The organism is Lacticaseibacillus camelliae DSM 22697 = JCM 13995 (genome assembly GCF_001436615.1).
Classification (GTDB): Bacteria; Bacillota; Bacilli; order Lactobacillales; family Lactobacillaceae; genus Lacticaseibacillus; species Lacticaseibacillus camelliae.
Map to the genome: position 1 here is coordinate 1 of NZ_AYZJ01000042.1, position 15,081 is coordinate 15,081.

Here is a 15,081-nt window from a genome sequence, read left to right on the forward strand (position 1 = left end):
TAGACCACTATCAAGGATTCGTTATCATCGTTGCACTTGACTTGAAAATTGAGGGAAGAATTTGAAGATCAAAACTCTGTGCTGCACTGAAGAAAACCTAAGAAACCTGTACAATCAAAGATTTTCAGGTCTCTCTAATCCGTAATCTGAAAGTATGCATCTGCAATCCCATTCAACTGCTTCTTGATTCGGTCAAACGGCTGATTCAAATCCAAGGTCACTGCTCCGAGCTGATTACCCGAAATAGAAACGCGGAGGCTTGGTTGAACGTCTCCTTGCGTTTGAGCATATAGTAGATAACCGCCCACCTCGTAATCAGGGTTCGCCTCAGCAGCATTCTTCACGTACGCGTAGATCTGATAAAAATTCGGTGACTTAAGCAAATCTTTTCCGTACAACCGTAACAGTGATTGTGTGTAATATTTGGTATCAATAATCAACATCCGCTGATTGGGCTCATCACGCAACGTAATGTCCGTATGCATCCCTGGCAATTGCTCCAGATGGCTGGCAGGCGCATGGTCATCGATCTGCCACTTGATTTCACTTGCAGCAGCGCTTAAACGAGGCGAGTATTCCTGCTTATAGTATTCCAGCACAAATTTCTCAAAGAGTTTCGGCATCTGCTCGTCTGTGAACTCGCGCATCTTAAACTGACCAGACTGATCTGAATTCAGCCAGCTCATGAGGACAAAGTAACAGACATTCACAAGCACCCGATAGTTCTGGTTGTTACGTTGATAAGTCATCGTTAGCGCCTGCTCCAGCATTGTTCGCAGCTGAGCGCGAGGCACCTCGCGAACATTTTGGAAGAACGGCAAAAGCTGACGCAGCTCTTTGCGGCGCGCCGACTTGACCTGGGCAGAACCAAGAAGGAGTAACATCGTCGCCTTCAAGACCTGATTCAGCTGATTATCCTCAGAGAACTCGTCAAAGTCGCAGCTGACCTGGAGACGTTGTGCCACTTTCAGCTGAATTGTTCCATCCAGATCAATTTTTCCTCGCACGGTTGGCAATGACTCACGCCTGGGGACATACTCGCTATACAGACCTTGCCTAACCTGAACTCGGACACCTTTGACGATGATCTCGGCAAAAAGGTCCTCGATGTTCGAAAACTCCTCGTTTGCGACTTCTCGATATTGCCCGCGTTTAAGGATTTGAAAACTGTAGGACAGCATATAGAAGATGTTCTTAATGAGGATGCCCTTATCTTCAAGCATTGTTGGAATCCTCCGCCACAGCGTCACTCAACTTCTTCTTCCATTCCTCCGCCGTACTCTGATTATCAAACCAGTACTCGTCCAGTGTCGGCTTCAAATCAAAATCAACGACCCGTTTCAGCCAACCGGGCTGTGCATTTTCGCCATTGCAAAAATAGCTGTGTCCAATCTCAAAGCCCGCGCCAAGTGCCTCATCCTTGCTGATTGCAACATTTAACTGCTTGACGACTGCAACGATCCTATCAAGCACTGGATTATTCATACGGTGCAGATAATCACCAAAGCTTTGTGTCTCAAATGCCGGCTCCATGTCAACAAAACTGAAGCGTCGCCGCAGTGCGTAATCAATGATAGCCAGGCTACGATCGGCAGTATTCATCATCCCAATGATGTATAGATTCTTTGGGACAACCAGCGATTTGTCGCCATAGGCCAGTGGAATCGGTTGACCGCGATAATCCTTCTCTATCGCCATCAGCAGCTCACCAAATATTTTGCTCAAATTTCCGCGATTGATCTCATCTATGATGAAGAAATACTTTTCATCTGGATCGGACTGGGCCTGGCGACAAGCTTTGACGAACTTGCCTTCAGTCAGTTTGAAGCCACCATCTTCCTGTGGTCGATACCCAATCACAAAATCCTCGTAGGCGTAATTCTGATGAAACTCCACCATGGTGATGTGGCTGTCATCTTTCTTGCTTAGGATGGACCATGCGAGACGTTTAGCAGAATAGGTCTTCCCGACCCCCGGTGCTCCTTGTAGAATCACATTCAACTTGTCATCGAGCAACGCCACCAAGGAATCGTATTTTGTCGGTTCAATAAAGACATCCTCGAGGAATTTAGCCCTTGAGTATGACTCCATAATCTCCTTTTTCGGCCCATCGGGATTAGCATCACGAACAAGATCGAGAATGGTCTCATACTCATCCTTTGTCAGTTTGAACAATGAGCCATTGGGATTCTTGAAGAACTCCATGTTTGCCAAATCCGGATCAGCTTTTATATCGGCATAATCGATTCGATTGACCAGTAACTCGTCAGACCTGAACCCCACCGTGTCGGGCTCCGGTGGTGCAACAATTGTCCCCAAAGCAACAATTTGCTTGGTCGGCGAAGTCTCATATCCAATGAACTTATCACCAGGCTTAGCATCGCGGAAATTCTGAGGGATGCGACGCAGGTGCCCTGACTCACTCCGAATCGTGTAGGACTGCGTGGTCCCAATTTTCTCAAGGGAAAAAGTCCAGATTTTAGGATTTGCGTTCAGCCACCAATAGCGTTGGCCACCATCAGCTGCTCTTTCTAAGGCGCCCTTCAAACCAGGCCTTAGCTGCCAAACAATACTTCCTGGCGTTTCCGCATCGGCCTTAGACCCCGTGAAGACAATTGGCCACCACTTTGCATCCTTTTGACCACTCAGCAGAGTCATGCCTTTTTTAACATCGGCAATGCGTTGGGCCAAACTGACAGTCTGGGTGAGGTAGTAGTTCTTTTTGCGGCCAAAACGCGCCGCTACCTGAGTGCAAGTAGCCGCGGCGTTATCAAATTGCTGCCAATCGTTCATGATTTCCAGTGCTTCAGGCGTAAAAATCTTCGGATCAGCGATCAAAGCATCCCATTCTTCATTGGAAAATTGTGGGTCATAGTCCTTTATTGAGCTTTTCGCAAGTTCCCAAGAGTACTCCGAAAATTCAGGAAAAGTCTGAAAGGCCAAATCATTCTCCCTTAAGGCTTTCAATGCTTCATCACAGACTTGAAGATAATGCTGACCATCTGTGTCTGTTTTTAAAAAGAGCTGAACTGTCTGCCGCACTTGCTCATTCAAAGCGCGCTTTTCGACAATATTAGCCCGATTGTTTTGATCAAGGCTGAGAAACCTCAATGGCCGCACCCAAAACAACCCCATGGTCAATTTGACAGTCGTGGCCTGTGGATTGCCTGCCTTAACTCGATTGAAGGCCTTCACAAAGTCTTCAGTAATTGCCGTATCTTGGTTATCGGCTAAATCCAAAGCTGATAAAAAGAGGCTCCATAAATCCTCAATCTGATTCGGAGTTTGATCAGGCGCAAACGGATAAAAAGCTGCCGTAAAACTATTTACAAGTGGAACGCCATCGAATTCACTTGGCACAGGCGCATTGACATGGAGCTGGTTCATCAACTCGGCGATAATCCGAATTCTGTTTTCCTTTTTAAGTCTCTTGTTAAAGAGCCCGAAAAATGTAAAAGGATCAATTTTATTCAGATCATCATCGTTTCTTTGCAGTCTAGCTAAATGTATTCCCAATTTTTTTTACGTTGAATGAATAATTTCGATGAGCTGGGTCTGTTGCGTTTCGTAAGGCTTCAACGCATCAGCAATTGCCATATACGTATTTACCCATGAGAAGTTGTTTTTCTTCTCCTGTGTATTCCCCTTTTCCATACCAGAAGCTCCTTTCAAGATAACCTTCATAATCTAAAAATGTGGGCTTCGAAAAATGCATTCAACAATCTCGCTCAATGCAGTTTAAAGCAGCTCGGCCAGATAGACGCATCATATGGGTCTTCTCTGAAACCCATTAAATTGGTCCGGCCACTTTTATCTTAGCAGAAAAATATGGAGGCGATTACAAACATGAATTCAAACGCTGTAAAACCTATATTACAGTGACTGTCTAAAAATCAAGTCTAACTTCAGAGGCTGCAGTGTTTTCCCCGTGTTTCTACCTATTACCTACTTTGACAACAACTCAACACCACCGCTGCCCTGCGTCCATAATTTGAGGTACATAGGTTTAACCACACTTCTGCCCTCACTACTGCAATTATTGAAATCATTCAAGAAGGCGATTAGCTCTCCTTAGCCCTCTCAGCTTCGCCAAGATGATTATGAGCGTTGAAATGTGGATCTATATCAGACAAGTTTCAGGCTGGAAATGATAGCTCAGTCATAGGTATCGTGATTAATCTTGCGTGCAGATATGATTGCAGTTAGTAGAGTCACACAGTACATTTGACCGCTTATGCTTAGGTCATTTAGTCGTTGCGTATACGGCAAATTTGGTAGGCATCAGAGCACAGCCTAATTTTCAAACGCTGGCATGAACTCCTCTAATAATTTTTTCTTCTCACTGCCATAATAAATTTGTTCCTTTATCATAATGATTTGTTTAAAAATTATCGCATGTAAATAAAAAATAACCCAGCTGCTCCAAGTCTAAGATAGAAGATACTTTAAATCAAAACTCTACAAACTTGAACAACCCTGAATAAAATGACCAAGAAAGACTGTTCTTTGAACGTAATTATTCCTATCAAAAGCATTTCTTACATTCATTCATGTTAGGCTTAGTAGTATTCGCAAAAAAGAATAGTAGGGAAAGAGTTGGACGGTTATGCAAACAAACACCTCCCAAGGGAAGCGTCGCGTGTTTATCTTCCTTGTAGCGGTTTTGGCAATATGGATCATTTTTGTGAAAAAGCCTTGGGTGCCAAAGGGAAATAGTGATCCCGAAGCAGTCATGTCCTGGTGCAATAAGCATGACAGAAATATCTATGATTTGTCCGCATGGGGACAGCTAGATGAAGGATTTACCAACGGTCGGGCGTCTAACGGAGAAACAATAATCCTGATGAAGAATACGAAATCAAATACCTACGTGTTCAAAATCAATGGACATTACGTATATATGGCTAGGATTATGGATCACGCAGATGACAGCTATTGGGAACAAATAGTCGGAATTGCCAAAGATGATAACGGCAATGTCTATCATCATGGTTTAAGTAGATCAGAAATGAGCGCAACCGATGACAGTTCGGTGGAAGACACTTCATGGACCGACTCACAGTTTAATCGTGATTTTGACGTTGATTAGCGACAAAGACGCTGGACACATCGACTTATAATTGAGTCGAATCAGTCCAGCGTCTTTTTAATATCTGTCGAGCTATAAACGCGGGTAAATATAAACAGACATTTTTTGTTGTTTTTCCTGTATCATGATTACTTTTTGCCTCAAGTAAACATATTAACTGTTTCATTTGTTTGGATAAGAAAATCAAACTCTATATACTCCACTACGAGCCTTGATTCCGAAAATCATCCAAAAGCAAAGCCAGAGATTCATTGTCTTTTATGAATCTAAGCAGGTACGCTTTATCTATTTCAAACTGTTGATGAGTCCTTCTTGTCAGCGTAGCAAGCGCCTGCGAGCCATCGGAATGTGAAAACTGAAAACAATGAACAATACGATTACGTCTTTGAACCAAATCAAAAAACATATCAGCAATATCATTTCTGTGAAGGTCAACCAAAAATTGATGGCATCTTTCATAAACCACTCCAGCTTCAACATCTGTAAGCGTCCACCAGTCTTCGTTTTTCGGCATTGCCTTAGCCAAAAAATTTTCAATCAAAAACTGTGTATTAGAATTGAAAGTGATGATTGAAGTACCTACCAGCATGCGCAGCTCTTCACTTGGCAACGACTGCCTTGTTAGTCTTGTATTAGACAATATAATAATCCTCTCTCTACAAAGAATCGGTTAAGCTCATGGATCAAACTATATTCGTACGAAAATTAAGAGATGGATACTCATAAACTTATAATTTTTCTATTCATCGCAAGTCAAGGGCATAGAAGCTTAAGCGATTAACCACGGCAAGATGCACTAAATTCACCATCAAAAAACTCCAGTTTGAATATCAATTCTTTACTGTCGTCACGGCGCAAGCAAACCTCCGCAGCCCTTCTTCAACCTTGCTCCTTGGTGCCCCCAAATTGAACCGTAAATGATTGGCCCCGCCATTGCCGTAAACCCGCCCGTCCATGATGGCGACTTTCTGCCCATGAACCATTTCATGCTGCAGCGCCGGCATAGTGATGCCCAGCGGCGAAATATCGATCCAAGCCAAGTAAGTCGCGGCCGGAATCTGGTAATCCAGCCCAAGCTCGTCCTTGAGATACTTTTGTAGGTAGGCATAGTTGCCATCAATGTAGTCGCATAACTGATTCAGCCACTCCTCTTGGTGGCTGTAGCACTCAATGGTCGCCAGCATCCCCAGGTATGGCACAGATGACAGCGCGCTGCGGTACTCAAGGCCATAGACGAACTCTTCGCGGTCGCGGGCGTCGGGGATCAGCGCGTACGAGCAGCCGAGGGCGGTGACGTTGAACGCCTTGCCAGCCGACGAGATGACGGCCTTTTGCACGGCGAGCTGGTCGAAGTACGCGGCCAGCGAGTGCACGACGGTACCGTGGCGCACGACGCCCATGTGGATCTCATCGGAGATAATGGCGACGTGATAGGCGTTGCACAGCTCGACGATGCGCTGCATGTCCTCCCCCGACCAAGCGATGCCCAGCGGGTTGTGAGGGTTGCACAGCAGGAACACGGCGGGGTGCTCGCGCGCAAAGTAGGCGTCGAGCTTATCCCAATCGACGCCGTGGTTGATGTCGAACTCCAGCAGCAGCCGGTGGTTGGACGTCACGGTTTTGATGAACGCGTCGTAGCACGGACTGAACGTGACGACCTTATCGCCGGGCTGGCTGAACTGCTCAAGCAGCTTGGCCAAGGTAAAAATGACACTGGGACTGTACACAATGGCGTCCTGATCGATGGCCACGTGGTAGCGGCGGTCGAACCAGCCGGCGATGGCGCCTTTGAACGCCGGGTTGTCCCAGTGCGTGTAGCCGAAGATGCCTTTCTGTGAGGCCTTGACCAGCACGTCACGCACACCGGGCGCGGTGGCGAAGTCCATGTCGGAAATGGTGAACGGCAGGAGGTTGGCGACGCCAAAGCGGGTCTGCACGTAATCCCACTGATCCGAGTACGTGCCGTAACGGTCGATCACGGTGTCAAAATCATATTTGGTCATGGCTAACCTCCCGCTGCTGGGCCCAAGCGACTGGGTCGACGATTTGCTCAAATGTGTACGCGCCATTGTCGTAATCAAAAATGGCAATGCCGCAGTTTGGCATACGCTGTGTCAGCACCCCGGCCGGTGCCCGCTGCGACAAAAAGCTGTGCGACGCGCCGGCGTGCGACACCATCACGACCTGAGCATTATCCGGCGCCGCGGCCATCAGCCGGTCAACGGTCGCCACCACTCGGTCGATGGTGGTCTGATCCGCCTCACCACCGTACGGCACGAAAAAGTCGCCATAGGGGATCTTAGGATTCAGGTACTCCGGCTGGCCTTCGAAGCGGCCAAAGCCGTGCTCGCGCAAGCCTTTTTCCCGCGTGTATGGCAAATCCGTCACGAGCTCCAAGGTGTCGGCCGCGCGCTCGGCGGTCGAGCAGTGCGCCTCGGTCAGCGTCACATGGTGTGCGACCAGCCACTGCCGCGCCGTTTTGGCCTGCGCGATGCCGCGCTCAGTCAGCGGCGAATCGCACCAGCCCTGGATGCGGCCCAGCACGTTGAACAAGGTCTCGCCGTGGCGCATCAGATACAGTTTTTTACTCACGATTCCAAGCCTCTTTTATTTCAGGTAATCCTCAAGAAACGCGCAGACGCCGGATGCATCGTTGTCGACCGGGGTCACCGCATCCGCAGCGGCCAGCACCTCGGGGTCGGCGTTTTTCATCGCCACCCCGAGGCCACATTCGCGGATCATTTCCAGGTCGTTGCCGCCGTCGCCGAACGCCGCCATCTCGCTGAGCGGAATGTTCAGCGCCTCACCGAGTTCGGCCAGCCCCGCGGCCTTGTGGCGGCCCTGCTGAATGATGTCGATGTCGCCGTGGCCGGAGCTGGTTGGCACGGCGATGCCGGCGAAGGCCTCGCTGAACTTATCGATGTACTCCTGGGTGCGCGCCGGTGGCATTTTCGTCGCGAACTTCATGATCTGGTCGTCGGGCGCTTCCAGCGTGTCCTGCAGCTGCAGGCGGTGATAGTAGCGGTGTATCTCGTTGATGAACGCCGGGTCCTCGCTGCCGCGGATGTGCGCGGTTTTGACGCCGCACGCAATGGCTGAAAGCACCGGGTCGGCGCTCAGGTACTGCGTGATGGTTTCGGTGGCTTCAGGGCTGAAGGTGTGCACGGCGTACGTGGTTTCGGCGTCACGAATGTACGCCCCATTTTCCGCGACGTAAATCGTGTTCGGGTAGTCGGTGAAGAAGGACTGCAGCTGGTAGTACTGATTGCCGCTGGCGACCACGAAGTGAATGCCGAGCTCAGTCATGCGCGCGTGCACCTTGGCGAAGCGTGCACGGTCATAGTCCTGCTTTGAATTGAGAAAAGTACCGTCCATATCGACGGCGACGAGTTTAATCATAAGTTCCTCCCATTGGTCCCGTTTTCATTTCTCTATTGTAACAAACTGAACGGGCCTGGGCGGATATTTCCAGCGGCGACTGCGGACAAAACCGCCAGCCCACGCAAAAATCACCCGCGATGCGCCGCACCGGGGTGAGTCACTTCGATATTTTAGACATCATGGTCACTTTCACCGGCGCGTCCAGACTGCAGTGGTCACCCCAGTGGATCTCCAACGATTGCATCGTCGTGGCCAGGCGGGCCCAGATCTCCTGCCCTTCCGGATCCTGAAGCAGGTACCACCCCGCCAAAATCCGGTAGTACTTGTTGCCTTTTTTATCGACATAGTCAGGCAGCTTATACGAGAAGTCGGCATGTTGCAGATTGAAGATGACCGCCTCCATGGCCTCGGTCAGCACGACGTATTGATCAAGGGCCTTGAACGCGTATGGCCGGCCCATCATCATCAGGACAAACGTCACGACCAGGTCTGGTGCATCGCCGCCAATCGCCCGCGCCACGGCGTAGCTTGGCCGCACGCCCCAAGCGCGGATGTCGCCCAGCTCACTGGGGACAAACTCCAGCGTCTGGACGAATAAGGTCCCGTCATCGCTGGTGACCGCTTTTTGGATAATCTTGCGTGCATTGGGAAAAGCCTTGCCTGTCGCCACAACCGCGATCGCGTGCACGACGCGGTAAGGCATTTCGGCCAGGGGCATGGACCCGTCTTTCAGCGCCGCGATTTGGGCCGTGGTCAGGCCGGTCGCGTCTGCCAAACACTGCACGGAATAGTGGCTGAGCGCAAACTGCGCAAGTTTCAATTCGGTCAACGCGGTGCCTCCTGCTCCATTTTCGTTTCGTTAATAATAATAAAATTATGGAGTGATGTAAAGACACCTATCGTCCGGTCAATTCTTTTCGTCAGTTATCTGGCTTGGACCTGCCGCGCCCCTTGGCTGAGCGCTGCGGCCAGCCGCTGCACCCCAGGTTCAATGTCGCCGATGGCCGGCGCCGCAAACGTCAGCCGAGCCCCGCTCACCATCGAGTGCGCTGGTGAAAGATTGCGGCCGGCCACGACACTGACATGCGCCGGCAGCAGCACCTCACGCTGCAAAGCGGTCATGTCTAGCCCCTTTGGTCCCTGCAGCCAAAGGAAAAAGCCGCCTTGCGGGTCGGTGATCGTGAAGTCAGCCGGCAAGTGACAATGCAGCGCATCCAGCATCACGTCACGTTTCTGGCGGTACGTCTTGCGCAGCTGAGCAAGGTGTGCCGGGAAATCCACGCGGCTCAGGTACTGGCTCACCGCCCGCTGGATCAGCGCACTGGACTCGACGTCGGCGGCGCCTTTGAGCGCCTCAATGCCGGCCATGATCTCCGGGTCGGCGATCAGCCAGCCCAGACGCAGGCTCGGCGAGAGAATCTTGGACATGCTGCCGAGAAACACGACGCGGCCCTCAGTGTCGAACACCTTGACCGGCGGCAGGGTCGTACCTTCGTAGCGCAGGAAGCGGTACGGCCCGTCTTCGAGGATCAGGACGTCAAACTGGTTGGCCAGGCGCACCAGAGCCCGGCGCTTTTCCAGACTCATGACCGCGCCGGTCGGATTTTGAAAATCCGGCACCGTGTAGATCATTTTCACCTGGTGGGTCATCAGAATTTTTTTCAGGGCGACGAGGTCCATGCCGTCTGCCTGCATCGGCGCTTCGTAGTAGGTCGGTTCGTACTGGTTGAACGCGGCAAGCGCGCCCAGGTACGTCGGCGCCTCGACGACCAGCCCGTCGCCGGGATTCAGCATCAGCCGCGCGGTGAGGTCGATGCCCTGCTGGGCGCCTTGCGTGATGATGAGGTGCTCGCCAGATGTCTTGATGCCATCTGCGGCCATCATCGCCGCGAGCTGATCGCGCAGCGGCCGAAAGCCCCAGCTGTCGGCGTACTGAAACGCGGCCCGGTTGGTCATGGCTTCCCCCATGGCGACCTGCAGCGCCTTCTGGGGGAACATGGCGGGATCCGGGTAGCCGCCGGCAAAAGAGATCTGCTGCGGGTCCGGCGCCGTGTACAGGTCATTCAGCCCGGCATTTTGAGTTCCGGCAACACGCTTGGCAAACTTCATAGGATATCGACCTTTCCGATTGGGATTAGCTCTATCGTAGTCTGACGCGCGAATGAAGTAAAACTCATCTTTTTACATTTATGGTGAAATGAATTCATCAATAAAATGAGTGTTCCTTCCTTGGGTGTAACAATTCCATGAGAACCCCGCTCACCACGGTTTAATGCCCCGGTGTTAAGCTGTTTGTCATGCTTATTACGATTAACGGAGGGATTTTCTCATGAGTGCCAAGTCGAATGACAGCGAAGGCCGCAGTGTCCAGCGCTCGCTGAAAACGCGCCACTTGTCGATGATCGCACTGGGTGGCAGCATCGGCACCGGCCTGTTTGTCACCAGTGGCTCGACCATTGCCACGGCCGGCCCGGGCGGCGCACTGCTGGCCTACCTCGCCATCGGCGTGATGGTGTATTTTCTGATGACCAGCCTGGGCGAAATGGCGACCTACATGCCGGTGTCCGGCTCATTTGCCGAGTACGCCACGCGCTTCATTGACCCCGCGGCCGGGTTTGCGCTCGGGTGGAACTACTGGTTCAACTGGGCGATCACGCTGGCCGTCGACATCTCGACCACGGCGATCCTGATGCACTTTTGGCTGCCGCATGTGCCCGGCTGGCTTTTCTCCGTCGGGTTCCTGGCGCTGATTTTTGCGCTGAACATCATCTCAGTCAAAGCGTTCGGCGAAACGGAGTACTGGCTGGCGATGATCAAGGTCGTCACGGTGCTGGTGTTCCTTGCGGTCGGCATCCTCACGATTGTCGGCGTGCTGGGCGGCGGTTCGGCCATCGGCATGCGCAACTTCACCATCGGCGACGCCCCGTTCCACGGCGGCTGGCCGGCGGGACTCTCGGTGTTTGTCGTCGCCGGGTTCTCTTTTCAGGGCACGGAGCTGATCGGCATCACGGCCGGCGAATCCGCGACGCCGGCGAAAAGCATCCCCAAGGCCATCAAGGAGGTCTTCTGGCGCATCCTGATCTTCTACATTCTCGCGATTGCGGTGATCGCCGCGCTGATCCCCTACACGGACCCGAACCTGCTGGGGGCGAGTGAAAGCCGCGTCGCGATGTCGCCCTTCACGCTGGTCTTTCAGCGCATCGGCATGGCCGGCGCGGCCAGCCTGATGAACGCCGTGATCCTGACGTCGGTGCTGTCCTCCGCCAACTCCGGCATGTACGCCTCCAGCCGCATGCTGTGGGCGATGGGCTCAAACGGCATGGCGCCGCGCATTTACGGCAAAACGAACCGCCGCGGCGTACCGCTGCCGGCGCTGCTTTTGACCACGCTGGTCGGGGCGCTGACGTTTCTCACCAGCGTCCTGGGCAACAACGTCTACCAGCTGCTGGTCGCCGCCAGCGGCCTCACCGGCTTCATCGCCTGGATCGGCATCGCGCTGTCGCACCTGCGCTTCCGGCGCGCGCTGATCAAGCAGGGCCACTCGGTTGACGAACTCGTGTATCACGCCAAGCTGTTTCCCTTCGGCCCGCTTCTTGCCCTAGTTCTGGGCATCGTGGTCATCATCGGCCAGGACATCCCGTCGCTCAAGGCCTTCGCCTGGGACAAGCTGCTGATCTCATACATGTCCATTCCGCTGTTCGTGATCCTGTTCACCTGGTACAAGGTCAAGCACCACACGCACCTGATCCCGCTGGACGAAATCAAACTCAAGGACTAATGCTAAGTTGTCGGCTACGTGCTGACAACTTTTTTTGTTCATCGAAAAAATCCGCCTTTGCACCCGACTGACAATTGGTGTAGGATAGCTTTCGTTAGCTCACTAACGAAAGGACGATTCAGATGCAAAATTTTGGGATGGTCATCAAACAGGCCACCAACCAGATGAATAAACACATGGACACTTACGCCAAACAGTTCGGCCTCACCGGCAGCCAAATGTCGATCATCGACTTTGTCGGCAACCACGGCCAGGTCCTGCAGCGCGACATCGAGGCCGAGTTCGCCATTCAACGCTCCACCGCCACGCTCACGCTGCAGCGCATGGAAAAAAGCGGCCTGATTCAGCGCACGGCAGCGGCGACCGACGCGCGGCAAAAAGCGGTCAGCCTGACCCCCAAGGCCACCAAACTGAAGCAAAAAATCACGGCTTACATTCAGGGCCAGCAGCAGGCGATGGAAAAAACCTTCACCCCGGCCGAGCAGGCTGTCTTCAACCGGATGATCACTTACTTCATCCAGCTGAACGGAGGCGCGCATGACTGATTCCGAGCGCATTCGCCCGCGCGTCATCGGCGCCGTTTTGGCCACCGGCATCATGTCGTTTTGCGGCGTCATTGTTGAAACCGCCATGAACGTCACCTTCCCGACACTGATGCGGGAGTTTCACGTCGCCACCAACACTGTGCAGTGGATGACGACCCTTTATCTGCTGGTGGTCGCCTCGATGGTGCCACTTTCAGCCACGCTCAAGCGCCGCTTCAAGAACAAGCCGCTGTTTCTGGTCGCCATCACGCTGTTCATCGCCGGCGTCGCGCTGGACGCCATTGCCCCCCACTTCTGGGTGCTGCTGCTTGGGCGCGGCATTCAGGGGCTGGGCACCGGCATCGCGCTGCCGTTGATGTTCAATATCATCATCGAACAGGTCCCGGCGTCAAAAATCGGCAGCATGATGGGCATCGGCACGATGATCACCGGCGTCGCCCCGGCCATTGGCCCCACATTTGGCGGCCTGGTCGTTTCGGCGATGAGCTGGCGCTACATTTTCGTCTTTCTCCTGCCGCTTCTCATCCTCGCCCTGCTGCTCGGCCTGCTTTGCATCGAGCAAAAAGTGCCGACCTCTAAGGCCAGCACCGACCTGCCCAGCGTGGCGCTCATTATCGTCACCTTCTGCGGCTTGATCTTCGGCATCAGCAATTTTGGCAGCCAGCCACTGCTCAGCCTTGAAGTCGGCGGGGCCTTGGTGGTGGGCATCATCGCCTTGGGGCTGTTCATTCATCGCTCCACCCAGCTCAAGGTGCCAATCATCAACCTGATCCTGTTCAAAAACCGTGAGTTTACTAGCCATGTCCTGGCGTTTGCGATGCTGCAGATCAATGCTCTGGGGCTGTCCTTCCTCCTGCCGAACTACATCCAGCTGGTCGATGGCGGCACGGCGCTGACTGCGGGCCTCATTGTCCTGCCCGGTGCAGCCGTGGGCGCCCTCCTTGCCCCACTGAGCGGCCGGCTGTACGACAGTGTCGGGCCTAAGCTCCCGCTGCGGTTGGGCAGCGCCATCACGCTGCTGGGAATTCTGATCATGGCCGCAATGCCGCGCCTCACGGACCCGCTGATCTTGGTGCTGTACCTGGTCTTCATGATCGGCATCGGCCTGAGCATGGGCAATCTGATGACGAACGGCCTGAAGCAGGTCGGCCCGGAGGCGCAAACCGACGGCAACGCCATTTTCAACACGACGCAGCAATTCGCCGCCGCGGTCGGCACCAGCGTCACCGCCGCGCTGATCGCGGCCAGCCAGAAAACGGCTGCCACCCAAGCGCTTGGCACCATGACCGGCGCCTTGCACACGCTGATCCTGCTGGCAGTCCTGTGCTTGATCGCACTCGGGTTGATCATCCGGGTCACTCGCGAAGTCGCAAACTCCTAGCGAGCCAAAAAAGCTTGCCGCCCAACCGTTCTGGTTGAGGCGACAAGCTTTTTTTAACACCTGATAATCAGCGCATGTCCAAGGTCGCAGCCAGGGTCTCCGCAAACCCCTCAGGCTTTTGCGCGTAACCGAGGTGGCCACCGGGAATGACGGTGACCGGCACGTCGAGCTTCTTGCCAATGGCGCGGGTGACTTCAGGCGGCACCGAGCCGACAGAATCGGTACCAACCAGCAGCCGGACCTTGGCCTGGTTCGCCTTCAGCACAGCCCAGTTGATTGGCTGGTTGGTGTACTGCAAGATTTCGTACTTGAACCAGTACGCCATACCTTGCAGGCGCTGCTTGCTTGGCTTTGGGCTGTCAGGCGCAAACCCCATCATTTTCCGATCAAGCGGCTGAACGCGCAGTGCGGCGGCGAACTTGTCGCGGGCCCCGGCAAAGTCACCACGCAGGGCTGTTTCGACGGCATCTTGATCACTCTTCTGGAATTCTTCAGTATTGATCACCGTCGTCGTTGGGCATTCGTGCAACACGACCCGAGCGAACCGCTCCGGCTTGTAGGTGAAGGCTTCCGCCGCAACGATTGAACCTGAAGATGAGCCCATGACAAACACCGGCTTGTCGGGACTGAAGTGGTCCGCCAAGGCAATGACGTCATTGGCGTCGGTGGTCAGGCGGTAGTGACTGGTAAACTCAGCGGCTTCTTCAGGCAGCGGCGTGGTCATTTCAGTCTCGCCGTAGCCGCGACGATCGAACATCACGACCTGGTAGCGGTCCTTCAGCAAATCGGCGTTCGGCTTGAAAATATCACTGGTGCCGTTCGCGCAGGGCACCAGGATCAGGACAGGACCTTTCCCAACCGTTTCAACATAGTCGAAGCAGGAATCCTCCGATTTCAATCGTGGGGA

At 53.3% G+C, this 15,081-nt stretch carries 14 protein-coding genes; 4 read left to right on the forward strand and 10 right to left on the reverse strand.

The features are described 5' to 3' along the window. Window positions 1–134: 134 nt before the first annotated feature. From mcrC to FC75_RS13135, 3 genes are read right to left on the reverse strand one after another with little or no spacing between them, the layout of a single operon-like run. Window positions 135–1,223: a 5-methylcytosine-specific restriction endonuclease system specificity protein McrC gene (mcrC, locus tag FC75_RS08130; RefSeq protein ID WP_056989603.1), complete on the reverse strand. Its 1,089-nt coding sequence runs from the start codon at window positions 1,221–1,223 to the stop codon at window positions 135–137. Beyond that, complete coding sequence (locus FC75_RS08135) at window positions 1,216–3,516, reverse strand: AAA family ATPase (RefSeq protein ID WP_056989604.1); 2,301 nt, start codon at window positions 3,514–3,516, stop codon at window positions 1,216–1,218. Before FC75_RS08135 ends, mcrC begins: the two co-directional genes overlap by 8 nt. 6 nt (window positions 3,517–3,522) lie before the next feature. Next, window positions 3,523–3,654 carry a hypothetical protein gene (locus FC75_RS13135; RefSeq protein WP_263849598.1) on the reverse strand — a complete coding sequence of 44 codons (132 nt, stop codon included), beginning with the start codon at window positions 3,652–3,654 and terminating at the stop codon, window positions 3,523–3,525. Window positions 3,655–4,606: 952 nt separating this feature from the next. Between FC75_RS13135 and FC75_RS08140 the strand changes: the two genes are divergently transcribed. Continuing rightward, on the forward strand, window positions 4,607–5,089 hold the full coding sequence (locus FC75_RS08140; protein ID WP_056989605.1) for a hypothetical protein: 483 nt from the start codon (window positions 4,607–4,609) through the stop codon (window positions 5,087–5,089). Window positions 5,090–5,291: 202 nt separating this feature from the next. Here FC75_RS08140 and FC75_RS12690 read toward each other — a convergent pair whose 3' ends face one another. From FC75_RS12690 to FC75_RS08165, 6 genes are all read right to left on the reverse strand, one after another. Then, complete coding sequence (locus FC75_RS12690; protein ID WP_156314362.1) at window positions 5,292–5,699, reverse strand: selenium binding protein; 408 nt, start codon at window positions 5,697–5,699, stop codon at window positions 5,292–5,294. Between the two features lie 220 nt (window positions 5,700–5,919). Beyond that, complete coding sequence (locus tag FC75_RS08145) at window positions 5,920–7,092, reverse strand: MalY/PatB family protein (RefSeq protein WP_056989606.1); 1,173 nt, start codon at window positions 7,090–7,092, stop codon at window positions 5,920–5,922. After that, window positions 7,079–7,681, reverse strand: coding sequence for a histidine phosphatase family protein (locus tag FC75_RS08150; RefSeq protein ID WP_056989607.1), 603 nt, complete (start codon window positions 7,679–7,681; stop codon window positions 7,079–7,081). The genes FC75_RS08145 and FC75_RS08150 overlap by 14 nt, the downstream gene beginning before the upstream one ends. A gap of 15 nt (window positions 7,682–7,696) precedes the next feature. Then, window positions 7,697–8,488 carry a Cof-type HAD-IIB family hydrolase gene (locus tag FC75_RS08155; protein WP_056989608.1) on the reverse strand — a complete coding sequence of 264 codons (792 nt, stop codon included), beginning with the start codon at window positions 8,486–8,488 and terminating at the stop codon, window positions 7,697–7,699. Window positions 8,489–8,627: 139 nt separating this feature from the next. After that, window positions 8,628–9,299, reverse strand: a complete 672-nt coding sequence (locus FC75_RS08160; RefSeq protein WP_056989609.1) for a hypothetical protein — start codon at window positions 9,297–9,299, stop codon at window positions 8,628–8,630. Between the two features lie 95 nt (window positions 9,300–9,394). Next, window positions 9,395–10,579 carry an aminotransferase-like domain-containing protein gene (locus FC75_RS08165; RefSeq protein ID WP_056989610.1) on the reverse strand — a complete coding sequence of 395 codons (1,185 nt, stop codon included), beginning with the start codon at window positions 10,577–10,579 and terminating at the stop codon, window positions 9,395–9,397. A gap of 220 nt (window positions 10,580–10,799) precedes the next feature. Here FC75_RS08165 and FC75_RS08170 point away from each other — a divergent pair, with 220 nt between their 5' ends. The 3 genes from FC75_RS08170 to FC75_RS08180 all read left to right on the forward strand — a co-directional run bounded on the left by FC75_RS08170 (window position 10,800) and on the right by FC75_RS08180 (window position 14,174). Next, window positions 10,800–12,248 (forward strand): amino acid permease, encoded by a 1,449-nt coding sequence (locus FC75_RS08170; protein WP_082397759.1) that lies wholly within the window; start codon window positions 10,800–10,802, stop codon window positions 12,246–12,248. A gap of 122 nt (window positions 12,249–12,370) precedes the next feature. Further along, entirely contained in the window at window positions 12,371–12,793 is a 423-nt protein-coding gene (locus FC75_RS08175; RefSeq protein ID WP_056989611.1) for a MarR family winged helix-turn-helix transcriptional regulator, read from the forward strand. After that, the gene (locus FC75_RS08180; protein WP_054663972.1) at window positions 12,786–14,174 is read left to right on the forward strand and encodes an MFS transporter; all 1,389 of its coding nucleotides are present in this window, start codon (window positions 12,786–12,788) and stop codon (window positions 14,172–14,174) included. The genes FC75_RS08175 and FC75_RS08180 overlap by 8 nt, the downstream gene beginning before the upstream one ends. Window positions 14,175–14,241: 67 nt before the next feature. Here the strand turns inward: FC75_RS08180 and FC75_RS08185 are convergent, their stop codons facing one another. Beyond that, window positions 14,242–15,072, reverse strand: coding sequence for an alpha/beta fold hydrolase (locus FC75_RS08185; RefSeq protein WP_056989612.1), 831 nt, complete (start codon window positions 15,070–15,072; stop codon window positions 14,242–14,244). Window positions 15,073–15,081 lie beyond the last annotated feature (9 nt).